Here is a 16,400-nt window from a genome sequence, read left to right as displayed (position 1 = left end):
GCATAATCTTGATATTTAAGAGATATTGAAATGGTAAAAAAACAGTAACGTAAAACGCTCCTTATAAATAAAAAACCCCTTACCTACGATTGCAGATAAGGGGTTTATTTTAAGCGTAAAGTTGGGTCATAAAAACGCCAAATCCAATGTGATTAGCTCATTCTAAGCTTATTAAAAGACAATCTATCGTCTGTGCCAACATCGACTTTGATGATATCGCCAGCGACAAAATCACCCGCCAATAGCTTCAATGACAATGGGTTTTCAATCTCTTGTTGAATAGCACGTTTGAGTGGACGCGCGCCATAAACAGGGTCATAACCCACAGCAACCAACTTATTCATCGCATCTACTGACAGCTCTATATCCATTTCACGCTCTTGGATACGTTGACGCAAACGATCCAACTGAATATCAGCAATACCTGCCATCTGCGACATACCAAGCGGATGGAAGACTACGATTTCATCAATACGGTTGACGAACTCTGGACGGAAATGCTGCCCAACAGAATCCATTACTTCCGCTTTGATATCCTCGTAACTTTCGCCGACCATTTCTTGAATTTTATGCGATCCCAAGTTACTGGTCATAATGATCACAGTATTCTTGAAATCAACGACACGACCTTGTGAATCGGTCAAGCGGCCATCGTCCAATACTTGCAATAAGATATTGAACACATCAGGATGCGCTTTTTCGACCTCATCGAACAGTATGACACTATATGGCTTACGGCGTACTGCTTCCGTCAATGTACCGCCTTCTTCATAACCGACATAGCCTGGAGGTGCCCCTACGAGACGGCTGACACTGTGTTTTTCCATATATTCACTCATGTCGATACGTACGATCGCATCTTCAGAGTCAAATAAGAAGTTTGCTAGTGACTTAGTCAGCTCAGTTTTACCGACCCCTGTAGGCCCCAAGAACAAGAACGAGCCAGAAGGACGATTGGGATCAGACAAGCCTGCACGGCTACGACGTACTGCATTGGCCACTGCTTCAACCGCTTCGTTTTGACCGATGACGCGCTCATGGAGTTTTTCTTCCATTGCCAGCATTTTTTCACGCTCGCCTTGCATCATTTTGTTGACTGGAATACCCGTCGCGGCCGCAACCACTTCCGCAATCTCATTGTCTGTCACCTTGTTACGTAGCAATTTGATACCGCTACCTTCACCTGTCTGCTCTTTCTGTTCTGCCAAGTCAGATTCAGTGATACGGCGCTCTAGCTGCGGGATGGTTTCATATTGCAGCTTGCTCATAGTCTCATAATCGCCTTCACGACTGGCTTTGTCATAGGCAATACGGGCTTTATCTAGCTCGTCTTTTAGCTGCTGACTGCCTTTGACCAGTGCTTTTTCTGCTTGCCAAATTTCATTGAGATCCGCGTACTCTTTTTCAAGCTCTTCAATTTGTGCATTCAGCACTTTACGCTCTGCCTGTGCACCAGCGTCTTCTTCGTTCTTGAGTACTTCACGCTGCATTTTTAACTGAATTAAGCGACTATCGAGCTTACCTAATGCTTCAGGCTTACTGTCCATCTCCATACGCAAACGACTGGCTGCTTCATCAATTAAGTCAATCGCTTTATCCGGCAACTTGCGATCGGTAATGTAGCGATGGCTCATGCGTGCAGCAGCGATGATGGCACTGTCTTGAATATCGACGCCGTGATGCAGCTCGTAGCGCTCTTTGAGGCCTCGTAAAATCGCAATGGTGTCTTCAACCGTTGGCTCATCCACCAGTACTTTTTGGAAACGACGCTCAAGTGCCGCATCTTTTTCAATATACTTGCGATACTCATCTAACGTCGTCGCCCCGACACAATGCAGCTCACCACGTGCTAATGCAGGTTTTAGCATATTGCCCGCATCCATTGCACCTTCAGATTTGCCTGCACCAACCATCGTATGCAACTCATCGATAAACAAAATGACATTGCCTTCTTGCTTGGCCAAGTCACTCAATACGCTTTTGAGGCGCTCTTCGAACTCACCGCGGAATTTTGCCCCTGCAATGAGCGCACCTAAATCTAACGACAACACTTCTTTGCGGCGCAGACCCTCTGGCACGTCACCATTGATGATTTTTTGCGCCAAGCCTTCAACGATAGCCGTCTTACCAACGCCCGGCTCGCCGATGAGTACAGGGTTATTTTTGGTACGGCGTGACAGCACCTGAATGGTACGGCGAATCTCTTCATCACGGCCAATGACTGGATCTAGCTTGCCAAGCTCCGCTTGTTCAGTCAGGTTGATCGTATATTTGTTGAGTGCATCACGCTGATCTTCTGCGTTTTGGTTATTCACCGTATCATCGCCACGCAGCTGCTCAATCACAGCTTTTAGTTTGCTAGCCGTTACGCCTGCACTTTCAAATATCTTTTTGGTTTCGCCTTGCTCAGCAAGTGCCAACATGACCCATTCAGTCGCGATAAAATCATCGCCTTCTTTTTGCGCCTGACGATCTGCCAAGTTCAAGATTTTTACCGAGTTTGGGTTTAGGTTGACGTCACCTGTCGGCTCCGAAATGGTCGCTTGATTGTCCAATGCTTTTGCAACGCCATTTTTTAACGCTGGAATAGAAGCACCTGCTTGTTGGCAGATAGATAAATTAGACTCATCTTGTAGTAAGACCGCAAGCAAATGCACGGGATCAATACCCGTATGATCGCGACCTAATGCTAGGCTCTGTGCTTCTTGAATGGCAGATTGCAATTTTTGAGTAAACTTCTCAAATCTCATGTCTATATCCTTTTATAATTAGTATTTTCAGTCGCCCCTCTAAGACCTCTCTTAGTCTAGTGCCACTGTTAGCTGTCATCTATATAAGGTATATATACACCTATTTCAAGAAGATTACCAAATAAAACCTTACTTAAAACAATGATATTTATTATTAATAATATTTAAATAGGCTATTAATCATAGATAAAATAAATCAAGAGGGTAATAAAGCCCCTTATTGGTGTAAACAAATGATAAATTTCTGCCGAAAATAGTAATGAGCAATGCACCTATTTATCACAAACCTAACTGTGTTACTCCACGATTCTAATAGGAGTGCCAAGTGTCACCGCTGCCATTATTTCATCCATCTCGTCATCAGTGACAGCGATACAACCATCTGTCCAATCGCGTCGTTGATTAAATAATGCCAAGTATCCAAAGCCATTCATTTGCCCGTGAATCATAATATCTCCGCCTGCACTGACTCCTAGTTTTTTAGCATATGCTTTGTCAGCAGTATTGGGATAGCTGATATGAATAGAACGATGGGCAATGGAATTTTCATTCTTATAATCTAATGTATAAACCCCAACTGGCGTACGCTGATCACCTTCTTGTTGCTTATGACCCACTGGACTACCCCCTAGCGCAATACGATACGACTTAATGGCTTTACCATCGCTCATCAGTTTTAAGACACGATCTGATTTGTCGACGAAGACTCGATCAATCACTATAGAAGGAGGAATAGGATTCTTGGGTTTTGAGGTGCTTTTGACATAAGCAATAGCGCTGGTGCTGACAATGGCAGCAAGACTAAGAACAATAGTAATAGGCAGCCAAGGCATACGCTGCTCATTTGATGAGTAAGATTTTTTATAAAAAAATAGCATAGGCTTTGATTCCCATAATTAATTTTTTGTCATTAATCATATGTATCAAAGTACTATGCCAGATTCTGTAGATACGTTTTGTGCAAAAGTGATGAATCACTCACGAGACTGTTACACCATGCGAATCGCACCATCTAAGCGAATAACTTCACCATTTAGATAAGCATTATCGATGATATGAGTCACCAATTTGGCAAACTCATTGGGATCGCCCAAACGTTTAGGATATGGCACGCCTGCTTCTAACTGTTCGCGTGCCTTTTCAGGAATACTGTCCATCATCGGCGTAGCAAAGACACCTGGTGCGATAGTCATCACGCGGATGCCATGACGTGCCAGCTCGCGAGCAAGTGGCAAGGTCAGACCAACCACGCCTGCCTTGGACGAAGAATAGCTGGCTTGACCTACTTGACCGTCAAAGGCGGCGATAGAGGCTGTATTAATAATAATGCCTTGATCTGCATTCTTTTCTACATGGTCGCCTGCATTGCTGTCATTCGTTATGCGCTTGGCAATGCTAGCAGCGACCAAACGAGCGACGTTAAATGAGCCGACCAGATTGATATTGACCCCGCGGCTAAATGCCTCAAGGTCTGCGGGATTGTTATCGCGATCTAGCAGCTTTTGTACCACTACAATACCAGCACAGTTGATGGAACCTTGTAGGCCACCGAAAGCTGACTCTGCCATCTCAACCGCTGATTGCACTTCATCGCCGTTAGTAATATCACAGCGTACAAAGCGCGCATTGTCACCCAACTCAGCGACTAATGCTTGCCCAGCAGATTCATTTAAATCAGCGATGACGACGTTACCACCTTGACCCACAATCGCCCGAGCCACTGATTCACCTAAACCTGATGCACCGCCGGTGACCAAAAAGCTATTTTCTTTAACTTGCATAATTATTCCTTTGAATTTCTACTTTTTATTAGACATTTTTCTATTAAATTTATGTAAGCTTTACCAAATTATTTATGCGGCAGACAGACTACGCAGCAAAAAGCGTTGAATCTTGCCACTTGGCGTTTTTGGCAGTTCTGTCACAAACTCGACCTCACGTGGATACGCATGAGTGGATAGACGTTTGCGTACCAGCTCTTGGATTTCCTTGGCGATTTGCTCACTGCCTTCGATGCCATCTTTTAGTACCACATAAGACTTGATGGTATGGCCGCGCACTTCATCTGGCACGCCTACTGCCGCAGATTCTGCGACTGCTTCATGCTCTAAGACGGTATTTTCGACATCAGTAGGCCCTACGCGGTAACCTGCGGTAATAATGATGTCATCATCACGGCCTGAGAACCAGTAGCTGCCATCACTATGACGCTCAACCACGTCGCCTGTCAGATAGTAATCATCTACAAAGGCTTGTTTTTCATTCCAACTATAACCGCGGAAATAAAATGCAGGTGATTGACTGACCACAACTGCTAGCTGTCCTTGTTCACCATCCGGCAGTACATTCATATCATCATCTAGTACCACTAGCGTATGACCTGGTAGCGCCATACCCATCGAGCCAACAGGACAATCATGCGCCAGTGCATGATGTGCACAGCAAGTCATGCCAGTTTCTGTTTGCCCATATTGGTCTTTGACTTGGCAGCCCAGATAGGTTTCTAGCCAGCTGACCACTTCGGTGTTTAGCGTCTCACCTGCCGAGTTGGCACAGCGTAAAGATAGCTTGGCCTTGGCATCATTGTGAGCGCCTTCATCAACATTGTCGAACACACCGCTAGACTTCATCATTCGAAATGCGGTTGGTGAAGAGGCCAAATTGGTAATCTGATGACGTACCATAAATTCACGGGTATGGGTCGCATCGAATCCTGCTTCATTAAAATAAGTGGTGATGCCCAGTAACAGAGGCCCTGTGATGGCATAGTACAAGCCATACGCCCAGCCTGGATCCGCCATGTTCCAATATTGATCATCTTCGCGTAGGTCGATGGCATAACGCATATATAGGTAAAAAGCAGGTAACGCAGCCAATGGAACGCTGACGCCTTTTGATTTACCAACCGTACCTGAGGTAAACATTTGCAAGAATGGCGCATCAGTATCAAGTGATACTGGCTTCATCGTTTGCGACTGTACTTCCATAGACTGGATATAGTGATCGTCACCCCACGTTTGAGCATCTTCTATACTGCCGACCAATACCATTTTGGTTTGCTCAGCCAAATCTTCAAACTTGCTGCGATTTTCTAAGTTAGTAAAAACGACCTTGGTATCGGCTTTGTCCATCCGATATTTGATTGAGTCATAGCCAAATGCGGTAAATAGCGGCTGATATACCGCCCCGATACGCCATGTCGCCAATACAACGGTCAGCAGCTCTGGCGTGCGCGGTAGCATCGTCGCTACCTTGTCGCCCGCTTTTACCCCATACGACTGTAGCAAGTTAGCGATTTGAGCACTCGCTTTGTCAAGCTCACCAAAAGTCATGCGCGTTATATTGCCTGCGGTATCTTCGTGTACTAGCGCAGTATTGTCAGCGCGGCCATCACGTACATGACGACCACAACAAGCCATATAAGCATTTAAACGATCGTCCACATGCTCGCCAAATATTTCTGACAGCAGTGTATTCATATCAAAATTATTATAGTAATCGGTATAGTTTTTTGGTGCTACGGTAGTATCTGTATCAATATTCGTCGGGGTTTGAGAGGCGGTGTTCATAAGCTAATCCTTTAGCAATAGCAGGTAACTGGTAACTGGTAACTGGTAAAATGGTATTTATGATTGTAAAACGGTCACATCCTATAGACCGTTTCATAGGTTCGTATTTATCATGCTCTATTAGTAACGTATTTTTACGTTTATTTCAATACATAACGTATCATTTTTATTTTATAGAAATGAAGACAATCTATAACTAATTATCATTAATTCACTGTAAGCCAATACGAATATCTACAATGGCCAATGCGTTACAGCGAATATCTACAATGGCCAATGCGTTACAGAGAGTTTTCGACTTTCTATTAAAATACCTGAACACCAGTATTACTACCCAAGACCCTATACTTAAACATCATCTCTTAAAAAACCTAACAATGCTTTCTCTTCACAGCTTTGGTATTTCTTAGTTCGTCCACGGCGTGCTTGTTTGTAAGTCTCAAAAAACTGCCCTGCCAAAAAACGCTCAATGACAATGGGGTGAATATAAGAGGCACGGCATACGGTCGGCGTGTTACCCAGCTCTGCTGCCACACTTTTTACCATATCAGTAACTAATTGCTGTCGCTCAGTGCTTTCTGGTGCACTATCTAGTATGCTAGCGCCTGCAGACGTTTGTAGCTCGTCATATAGGTAGCTTGCCGCAAGCACACTCGCCATCCATGTGCGAAAATCCTTTGCGCTGTATAGCTTGCTTTCACAGTTCATGCCGCACGTATGCATGCGTAAGTAGTCATTGATATCGCTACTGTCGACGACTTGCTTATGTCCGTTGTCATCTAGATATTTGAATATCTGATAGCCTGGCAGCTCAGAACATGCCTGCACGATGTCAATCAAGCGCTCGTCTTGTAGCTCAATATGATGCTCTTTTGCGCTTTTTCCGACGAAATCAAACGCCAGTCCATTGTCGGTTTCACTGACATGCTTGCTGCGTAGCGTACTCAGGCCATAGCTTTTATTTTGCTTGGCATAGCGACTGTTACCGATACGAATCAGTGTCGTCTCAAGCAACTTAACGATAGCTGCCAACACATTGGTACGTGACAGGGATTCAGTCTCTAAATCTATCTCTACTTGTGCGCGTAGGTTGGGTAGCACCTCTGCAAATCCTATCATCGCATCAAACTTTGCTTGGTCACGAATATTGTTCCATGACGGATGATACAAGTATTGCTTACGAGATTTTTCGTCTCTTCCGGTCGATTGCAGATGGCCTTTTTCATCTTGGCATATCCACACCTCTGACCACATAGGCGGTATCACCAACGCATCAAAACGCTGACGCAGCGCTTTGTCTTTTATGGTTTTGCCCGTCGCATCACGATAAGTAAAGCCGCGACCCCAACGTCTGCGCTCGTAGCCTGGTTCGTCGTCACTCACATAACGTAAATTGGCGCGGCGTGCGAGATGCTCATAATCATGGCGCACATCTCTTGTGCTCGCCTGCTCGCTTGTCTTTACTTTTACCTTTGCCATAAAGTCATACACCTTTGAGAATTCATGGTTTTAGCATAGTTAATGACAATAATTTTTGCTGTTTATTTGGCACAGACAAAGTGTAATGCTGTGTAAAACATAATTTTTAGGATAGTAGATTAAAATTCATCTGAAATATGACACAAAAAAAACGCCAAGCATAAAATACTTGGCGTTCATTATTCTAATACTGCTATAACTTAGAGGTCGTTATTTGCCGTATACACATAGATAAGCGGTTTCGACGTCTACTTTTACTTGGAACTTTTGGTTGGCTTCAACGGTAAATTGCTCACCAGCGTTAAACGTATGCCACTCATCACTCTCTGGTAGCTTAACCGTCAATGCACCGCTCACCACACTCATGGTTTCAAACTCACTGGTGCCAAATTCATACTCACCAATTTCCATAACACCGACAGTCGCAGGTTTAGTCGCCGTTTGAAAGGCAATAGAAGTTACTTTATCATCAAAATAATTATTAACGCTTGGCATAATTTTCCTTAATTAAATATTGATTACTACTTTAAAACGGCCTTTACAATCCTGCTTTTAGACTGGCTTCGATAAACTGATCGAGGTCACCATCTAATACAGCACCGGTGTTAAAGGTTTCAACACCGGTACGCAAATCCTTGATACGTGAGTCATCGAGCACATACGAGCGAATTTGACTGCCCCAGCCGACGTCAGACTTCCCATCTTCGACCGCTTGCTGTGATTCCATGCGTTTTTGCATCTCAAGCTCATAGAGCTTAGCACGTAGCATCTTCATCGCGGTGGCTTTGTTACCGTGTTGACTACGTTCATTCTGACAAGTAACGACAACGCCACTTGGCTCATGAGTAATACGTACCGCAGAGTCAGTGGTGTTAACATGCTGACCACCTGCACCAGATGAACGATAAGTATCGATACGCAAATCTGCTGGATTGATATCAATCTCGACGTTGTCATCGATTTCAGGTGAGACAAACACCGCAGCAAACGAGGTATGACGACCATTATTACTATCAAATGGTGATTTACGCACTAAACGGTGAACGCCAATCTCGGTACGCAACCAACCAAACGCATAGTCGCCTTTGATCTCAATCGTTGCCGACTTAATACCAGCCACACTACCAGACGACACTTCAATCACGTCTACTTTGAAGCCATGTGCTTCTGCCCAGCGTGTATACATGCGCAATAGCATTTCTGCCCAATCCTGCGCCTCAGTACCACCACTACCCGACTGAATATCTAGGTAGCAGTTGTTTGGATCCATCTCACCGCTGAACATACGGCGGAACTCTAGGTCAGCCACACGTTTTTCAGCATTGTCCAGCTCAGTCTGCACATCGGCGAGCAGTGACTCATCGTCTTCCTCTACCGCCAGCTCTAGCATAGCAGATGCATCTTCTAGCGTAGTTTCAAGAGAGACCACTACATCGATGACACCATCAAGATGGCTTTTTTCTTTGTTAATCTTGGTCGCACGCTCTGGATCGTTCCATAGCTCTGGGTTTTCTAACTCCAAATTGACTTCTTCTAGGCGCTCTTGCTTACCATCGAAGTCAAAGATACCTCCGCAAATCCTGCCCACGCTCTGATAAATCTTTAATCTGTTCTTGATACGGATTGATTTCCATAAATATTCCTGTTTTTCTAATAAAAATAAATAACGAATGTGGCGCTATTTTAAATGAGATTGAGGCTAAATGGTTCGCTAATTATCGCTATTGCCAATATTGCTACCATTACTAGATTAAATAATCTAGATTGACCAATCTTCTACTGCCCAGCGATGTGCTAAGGCATGCGCATGAAGCGCGTCATCAGGTGACACGCAAACGGCCACATCTGCCCATTCGAGCAATGGGATGTCGTTCTTAGAATCTGAATACGCATACGTTTTTTCAAAGGTAACACCAGCTAACTGCTGCTTATTCACCCATTTGTCTAGATGATATATCTTACCTTCTTTAAAATTGGGCTTGTCCGCTAACTTACCTGTATAGCGATTGTCTTTTATCTCGAGCGGTGTTGATAACACATTGGCGGCTTCTATACCAAAACGTTTGGCAATGGCAGAGACCACAAAATCATTGGTCGCAGAAATAATCACGACTTCGTGTCCTTGCTCAATGTGCTGACACAATACTTCCATCGCTTTTGGGCGAATATGTGGCTCGATTTCGCTTTTGATATAGTCTTCTCTTAGCTCATCAAGTCTATCAAGCGGCAAACTGCTCAAAAACTGTGCGACAAACTCATTGTACTCTGTCGCGTCTAGCGTACCTTCGATATAGTCATTATAAAACTTCTGATTGGCAGTGCGGTACTGCGCCTCATCGACAAGGTCATGCTTTACGATATACTCGCCCCAGAGATAATCACTATCGACATCAAGTAAGGTATGATCTAAATCAAATAATGCCAGTTGCTTTTGTTGTGTTTGTGCTTGATTTGCCTGCATGATGAGACCTTATCGTTGGTTGCGAAAAAATATGAATCGTTTAATAAAGTTGGGTAGGTTATGTATTAAGGCTGACGGTATTAATTGAATAGTGTATCAATGAAACAAGTATGATCCCTATCGTCTATCTATTCAAACTTGTAGCTTGTCCGTTTAAAATCAACTCGTTTGCTTACCCTTAGTCAGGCATCGCTATTGCTGTTAAGCCTGTTTTGAATTTTTGGCAACGCTCAGCATAATGTAGCGCTGACATTTTTAGCATCGCTGCTTGCTCATCTGTCAGCGTCTTGACCACTTTTGCAGGTGCGCCCATCACTAGCGAGTTATCAGGAATAACCTGACCTTCAGTAATTAAGGCTTTCGCCCCTATCAGGCAATTTTTACCGATCTTGGCATTATTGAGTACCACAGCACCGATACCAATCAGGCTGTTATCACCAATCTCACAACCGTGTAGCATAGCCAGATGGCCGATAGTGACGTAGTTACCAATGGTCACCTTGACACCTGCATCGGTATGAATCACGCTGTTTTCTTGGACATTACTATAGTCACCAATATGGATACGATCATTGTCACCGCGTATCACGGCCCCAAACCACACATTGGCTTGATGACCTAAATATACATCGCCCATCACTTGCGCTGAATCTGCTACCCAACCGTTGAATGGCACAGCAAACTCAGGGGTTTTGTCTAAATACTGATAAATCATAACGACTCCTTGTTATCTTCATTATCGTTATAACAAACGATCATAAAAAGTGGGTTTAGCGCTGCGCTGTCCATTGTGGCAAAGCCAACTGCGAAAATCCAGCGCTATTAATATACGCTCGATGTCGAATTCGATAAAAGAAAAGATGGTTTATATTTGCTTAGGCTATTCTTATAAAGTAAGTATCTTTATAAAGTCCTTATTATTAGCCATGAAATGACTATTAATCCAGTAAATCGGCTAGCTATAACCGTCTATTTTGTATATAATACGCAAAATCTGTGCCTAAGCGAGCGGACATGATGCAAGTTACCTATTCACTATCTAGTGGGTTTTGTAGTTTTCATCAATAATGTCTTCTCGCTTTTTTGTGGAAAATTTTTGTGTATCGCCCTTTTACTACCTTTATATGACAACAGTCAAATGCCGTAAATAAAAGGATACGGAGCAATTTTAGACCAACAAAACACGATGGCACTCACCAATAACAGCGGAGGCAATCCTTGAATTCATCGGCAGAAATACAAGCAATTTTGGCACTAGCAGACGGTACAATCTTTCGCGGTGTCAGTATCGGCAGCCTAGGTCATCGTATTGGTGAAGTGGTATTTAACACAGCCATGACAGGGTATCAAGAAATTCTAACCGATCCAAGTTATGCCCGCCAGCTGGTGACTTTGACTTACCCTCATATCGGTAATACAGGCACCAATAGCGAGGACACAGAATCTGGCAATGGCCACAAAGTATGGGCAGACGGTCTTATCATCCGTGATGCCACCATGGCAACCTCTAACTTCCGTAACTCTGAATCACTTAGCGACTATCTACAACGTAACGAAACAGTGGCTATCGCTGAAATTGATACGCGTCAACTGACTCGCCTATTACGTGATAAAGGTGCACAGAACGGCTGTATCATGACTGCCTCAGACGGCGAGACGATCAGCGCTGCTGATGAGCAAAAAGCGATTGAGCTGGCACAAGGGTTTGCAGGCTTAAAAGGCATGGACTTGGCAAAAGAGTGCTGTACTAAAGAGAGCTTCGAATGGACAGCGGGTACATGGGATTTGTCAGACACCCTACTCAACCGTGATATTCCTGGTAGTCATGATAGCGGTACTGGCGGCTTCTTTAAGCAACTCGGCACTCACATCGATTCTAAATACAACGTCGTCGCTTATGACTTCGGTAGCAAAACCAACATCCTACGCATGCTCGTTGACCGCGGTTGTCATGTAACTGTCGTGCCAGCACAAACCCCTATCGCTGATGTGCTAGCGTTAAACCCAGATGGCATCTTTTTATCAAATGGCCCTGGTGACCCTGCAGCCTGTGATTACGCTATCGATGCGGTACGCCACATCATTGAACAAACTGATGTGCCAACGTTTGGCATCTGCTTAGGCCATCAGCTGATTGGTCTGGCTAGCGGTGCAAATACCATCAAAATGAAAACTGGCCATCATGGTGCCAACCATCCAGTACAAGATCTAGCGACTGGTACGGTTATGATTACCAGTCAAAACCATGGTTTTGCGGTTGATGAAGATACCCTGCCTAACAACGTTAAATCTACTCATCGCTCATTATTTGATGGTACCAACCAAGGTATCGAGCTGACCAATAAGCCAGTCTTTAGCTTCCAAGGTCATCCAGAAGCCAGCCCTGGTCCACATGACTGCGCGCCATTGTTTGATAAGTTTGCAGATATGATGGCACAGTCTAAAACTGCCCAAGCGTAAACGGTTGATTATAATTAAATAATAAGTAAACGCTTGAATCGCCCATAGCGGTTCAAGCGGCATTAAATAAAGCACGGTAAGCATAAAACGCCACGAGCGTTATCAAAAATAAAGATTACTCAAAATATCACCCAAACGAAGGTAGCTCTAATTATGCCAAAACGTACCGACATAAAAAGCATTCTTATCATTGGCGCCGGCCCTATCGTCATCGGCCAAGCATGTGAGTTTGACTATTCAGGCGCACAGGCGTGTAAAGCACTAAAAGAAGAAGGCTACCGTGTCATCTTGGTCAACTCAAACCCTGCGACCATCATGACTGACCCTGTCATGGCTGATGCGACTTATATCGAGCCGATTACTTGGCAGACGGTTGAGCAAATCATTGCCAAAGAGCGTCCTGATGCTATCCTGCCAACCATGGGCGGACAGACCGCGCTAAACTGTGCATTAGATTTGGACAAGCATGGCGTACTGACTAAGTATAACTGCGAGCTGATTGGCGCGACCAAAGACTCGATCGAGATGGCAGAAGATCGCAACTTGTTTGATAAAGCCATGAAGCGTATCGGCCTTGAGTGCCCACGCGCTGAAACGGCTGAAACGATGGAAGAAGCCTTTGCTACTCAAGAAAAAATGGGCTATCCGTGTATCATTCGTCCGTCATTCACGATGGGTGGTTCAGGCGGCGGTATCGCCTATAACCGTGATGAGTTCATTGAAATCTGCGAGCGCGGTTTTGACTTGTCTCCAAACCATCAATTGCTTATTGATGAGTCATTAATCGGTTGGAAAGAGTATGAGATGGAAGTGGTTCGTGACAAAAACGACAACTGTATCATCATCTGTGCCATCGAAAACTTTGACCCAATGGGTGTGCATACAGGCGACTCAATCACCGTTGCGCCAGCACAAACCTTGACGGATAAAGAATATCAAATCATGCGTAATGCGTCATTAGCAGTACTACGTGAGATTGGTGTGGAAACGGGCGGCTCAAACGTCCAGTTCGGTATCAACCCTGATACCGGTCGCATGGTCGTCATCGAGATGAATCCACGCGTATCACGCTCATCTGCCCTAGCCTCAAAAGCCACTGGTTTCCCAATTGCCAAAATCGCGGCAAAACTGGCGATTGGTTATACGCTAGATGAGTTGCAAAATGACATCACTGGTGGCAAAACGCCAGCCAGCTTTGAGCCTGCGCTTGATTATGTCGTGACCAAGATACCTCGTTTTAACTTTGAGAAATTCGCTCAAGCAGACAATGTGCTATCAACACAGATGAAGTCAGTTGGTGAAGTCATGGCGATTGGTCGTAACTTCCAAGAGTCCATGCAAAAAGCATTACGCGGTATGGAAACTGGCAATGATGGTTTTGATGAGCAAATTGACTTTGCCGCTATCAAAGACGGTAATCTTAGTACTGACAAAGCACGCAGCGAGATTGTTAATCGTTTAACCATTCCAACCCCTGAACGCATTTATTATATTGCAGATGCCTTCCGCATCGGTATGAGTGTCGATGAAGTGTTCAATTTCACCAAGATTGACCCGTGGTTCTTGGTACAAATCGAAGACATTGTTAAAACAGAATCCACTGTGAAATCACTTGGTTTTGGTGGACTGAACGAGAAAAACCTACGTAGCTTTAAACGTAAAGGTTTGTCAGACTTACGTTTGGCCAAATTGCTTGGTGTCTCTCAGAAACAGCTACGCAAAAAGCGTTGGGATCTAAACGTCTATCCAGTCTATAAGCGTGTGGATACTTGTGCAGCAGAATTCGCCACCAGCACCGCTTATATGTACTCAACGTACGACAGCGAATGTGAAGCCAACCCGACCAATAATAAGAAAATTATGGTCATCGGTGGCGGTCCTAACCGTATCGGTCAAGGCATTGAGTTTGATTATTGCTGTGTACACGCTGCCCTTGCAATGCGTGAAGACGGCTACGAGACCATCATGGTCAACTGTAACCCTGAAACGGTTTCAACCGATTATGACACCTCTGACCGTCTCTACTTTGAGCCAATCACACTAGAAGACGTGCTAGAAATCGTCCGTATCGAAAACCCTGATGGCGTGATCGTACAGTTTGGTGGTCAGACTCCACTGAAACTGGCTCGCGCCCTCGAAGCCGCTGGGGTCAAAATCATTGGTACTAGCCCTGATGCGATTGACCGTGCTGAAGACCGTGAACGCTTCCAGCACATGATTCAGCAATTGAACTTGGTTCAACCAACCAATGCACTAGCGACGAGCTTAGAAGATGGTTTGGTCAAAGCAAAAGACGTTGGTTATCCATTGGTCGTACGCCCATCGTATGTACTCGGTGGCCGCGCGATGGAAATCGTCTATAACGAAGACGAGCTAAGACATTACCTACGTACTGCGGTACAAGCCTCTAACGAAGCGCCTGTCCTACTAGATCGCTTCTTAGATGACGCCATCGAAGTCGATGTCGACTGCGTGAGCGATGGCACCGATGTGGTGATTGGCGGTATCATGCAGCATATCGAACAAGCGGGTGTTCACTCTGGTGACTCAGCCTGTTCATTGCCGCCTTACTCGCTATCTAAAGAGTTATGCGATGTGATGCGCGCACAGACTATTGCTATGGCTAAAGAGCTAGGCGTTATCGGTCTGATGAACGTACAGTTCGCTGTAAAAGGCGAAACCGTCTATATTCTTGAAGTCAACCCACGTGCTGCCCGCACCGTGCCATTTGTCTCTAAATGTATTGGCACCTCATTGGCACAGATTGCTGCTCGCTGTATGGCTGGCACCTCGCTCAAAGACCAAGGCTTTACCACTGAGATCGTTCCTGCATTCTACGCGGTCAAAGAAGCGGTATTCCCATTTGCTAAGTTCCCTGGTGTTGACCCTATCTTGAGTCCTGAGATGAAGTCAACCGGCGAAGTCATGGGCGTGGGCAAAACCTTTGGTGAAGCATTCTACAAAGCCATTATCGGTAGTAACGAACGCTTGCCAGGCTTGCCAACTGAAGGCGAGACCAAAACGGTCTTTATCTCAGTTCGTGACAGTGACAAAGCGCAAATTGCCCCTATCGCTCGTCAGCTTGCCGACTTTGGTTTTAACATCGTCTCAACCACGGGTACGCAAAAAGTACTGAGCGACGCTGGTATTGAGTGCAAGCAAATCAACAAAGTCACCGAAGGTCGCCCGCATATTGTCGATGCTTTAAAGAACGGTAACATTGATTTGATTATCAATACGACTGAAGGCAAACAGGCGCAAGAGGATTCATTCTCTATCCGCCGTAGCGCGCTACAAGGCAAAGTTTTCTACGTCACCACGTTAGGTGCGGCTGATGCCATCTGTAAATCTTATGCGATTGAATTGCCATTTGAAGTCTATAAACTACAGGACTTACATGAACAAGCAAAGACTATTGCGTAGTTCTATTGACTTGATTGAATAATTTCAGTAGATTAGGCATAACCATTAGGCTTGCCTAAACGCCGATTCAAGCATCACTGTTTATTTGTGATTCAGTGATGCGAAATCTGCGACACCTTTACTGTAATAGACTCAAACCTGACAGACCCAAAAAGCATAGTGGCTAAACTGCGACTATGCTTTTTATTACGTAAGATTATATGCGTTTATTTTTGTATTAAGGTGAGGCCTGCTGATTCATGGCAACCTATTTGTTCA

At 44.7% G+C, this 16,400-nt stretch carries 11 protein-coding genes; 2 read left to right on the top strand and 9 right to left on the bottom strand.

The genetic code is table 11. The annotated features are described in order from the left end of the window. Window positions 1–152 precede the first annotated feature (152 nt). From clpB to IP485_RS09815, 9 genes are all read right to left on the bottom strand, one after another. The gene (gene clpB, locus IP485_RS09855) at window positions 153–2,750 is read right to left on the bottom strand and encodes an ATP-dependent chaperone ClpB (RefSeq protein ID WP_198327077.1); all 2,598 of its coding nucleotides are present in this window, start codon (window positions 2,748–2,750) and stop codon (window positions 153–155) included. A gap of 296 nt (window positions 2,751–3,046) precedes the next feature. Next, window positions 3,047–3,583: a L,D-transpeptidase family protein gene (locus IP485_RS09850; protein WP_227686510.1), complete on the bottom strand. Its 537-nt coding sequence runs from the start codon at window positions 3,581–3,583 to the stop codon at window positions 3,047–3,049. A gap of 156 nt (window positions 3,584–3,739) precedes the next feature. After that, window positions 3,740–4,531 (bottom strand): SDR family NAD(P)-dependent oxidoreductase, encoded by a 792-nt coding sequence (locus tag IP485_RS09845; protein ID WP_198327075.1) that lies wholly within the window; start codon window positions 4,529–4,531, stop codon window positions 3,740–3,742. Between the two features lie 72 nt (window positions 4,532–4,603). Then, window positions 4,604–6,319 (bottom strand): AMP-binding protein, encoded by a 1,716-nt coding sequence (locus tag IP485_RS09840; protein WP_198327074.1) that lies wholly within the window; start codon window positions 6,317–6,319, stop codon window positions 4,604–4,606. Between the two features lie 348 nt (window positions 6,320–6,667). Beyond that, window positions 6,668–7,798 (bottom strand): DNA topoisomerase IB, encoded by a 1,131-nt coding sequence (locus tag IP485_RS09835; RefSeq protein WP_198327073.1) that lies wholly within the window; start codon window positions 7,796–7,798, stop codon window positions 6,668–6,670. Window positions 7,799–8,008: 210 nt separating this feature from the next. Next, window positions 8,009–8,293, bottom strand: coding sequence for a pyrimidine/purine nucleoside phosphorylase (locus IP485_RS09830; RefSeq protein ID WP_198327072.1), 285 nt, complete (start codon window positions 8,291–8,293; stop codon window positions 8,009–8,011). 43 nt (window positions 8,294–8,336) lie between these two features. Further along, a protein-coding gene (prfB, locus tag IP485_RS09825) for a peptide chain release factor 2 (RefSeq protein ID WP_197177230.1) occupies window positions 8,337–9,432 on the bottom strand; the annotation gives its coding sequence in 2 pieces (ribosomal slippage) (window positions 8,337–9,359 and window positions 9,361–9,432; 1,095 coding nt in all). A gap of 125 nt (window positions 9,433–9,557) precedes the next feature. Further along, window positions 9,558–10,259, bottom strand: coding sequence for an HAD family hydrolase (locus tag IP485_RS09820; protein WP_194618814.1), 702 nt, complete (start codon window positions 10,257–10,259; stop codon window positions 9,558–9,560). A 178-nt stretch (window positions 10,260–10,437) separates the two neighbouring features. Next, the gene (locus IP485_RS09815; RefSeq protein ID WP_198327071.1) at window positions 10,438–10,974 is read right to left on the bottom strand and encodes a gamma carbonic anhydrase family protein; all 537 of its coding nucleotides are present in this window, start codon (window positions 10,972–10,974) and stop codon (window positions 10,438–10,440) included. A 503-nt stretch (window positions 10,975–11,477) separates the two neighbouring features. Here IP485_RS09815 and carA point away from each other — a divergent pair. Further along, entirely contained in the window at window positions 11,478–12,719 is a 1,242-nt protein-coding gene (gene carA / locus IP485_RS09810) for a glutamine-hydrolyzing carbamoyl-phosphate synthase small subunit (protein ID WP_198327070.1), read from the top strand. A gap of 153 nt (window positions 12,720–12,872) precedes the next feature. Further along, window positions 12,873–16,142: a carbamoyl-phosphate synthase large subunit gene (gene carB / locus IP485_RS09805; RefSeq protein ID WP_198327069.1), complete on the top strand. Its 3,270-nt coding sequence runs from the start codon at window positions 12,873–12,875 to the stop codon at window positions 16,140–16,142. Window positions 16,143–16,400: the final 258 nt, after the last annotated feature.

The sequence above is a fragment of the Psychrobacter sp. NG27 genome (genome assembly GCF_016106655.1).
GTDB lineage: Bacteria > Pseudomonadota > Gammaproteobacteria > Pseudomonadales > Moraxellaceae > Psychrobacter.
This window is presented reverse-complemented; position numbering and strand designations above follow the sequence as displayed.

Coding starts and splice junctions, on each gene's coding strand:
- clpB (WP_198327077.1), bottom strand. CDS start 2,750: ATGAGATTTGAGAAGTTTACTCAAAAATTGCAATCTGCCATTCAAGAA.
- IP485_RS09850 (WP_227686510.1), bottom strand. CDS start 3,583: ATGCCTTGGCTGCCTATTACTATTGTTCTTAGTCTTGCTGCCATTGTC.
- IP485_RS09845 (WP_198327075.1), bottom strand. CDS start 4,531: ATGCAAGTTAAAGAAAATAGCTTTTTGGTCACCGGCGGTGCATCAGGT.
- IP485_RS09840 (WP_198327074.1), bottom strand. CDS start 6,319: ATGAACACCGCCTCTCAAACCCCGACGAATATTGATACAGATACTACC.
- IP485_RS09835 (WP_198327073.1), bottom strand. CDS start 7,798: ATGGCAAAGGTAAAAGTAAAGACAAGCGAGCAGGCGAGCACAAGAGAT.
- IP485_RS09830 (WP_198327072.1), bottom strand. CDS start 8,293: ATGCCAAGCGTTAATAATTATTTTGATGATAAAGTAACTTCTATTGCC.
- IP485_RS09820 (WP_194618814.1), bottom strand. CDS start 10,259: ATGCAGGCAAATCAAGCACAAACACAACAAAAGCAACTGGCATTATTT.
- IP485_RS09815 (WP_198327071.1), bottom strand. CDS start 10,974: ATGATTTATCAGTATTTAGACAAAACCCCTGAGTTTGCTGTGCCATTC.
- carB (WP_198327069.1), top strand. CDS start 12,873: ATGCCAAAACGTACCGACATAAAAAGCATTCTTATCATTGGCGCCGGC.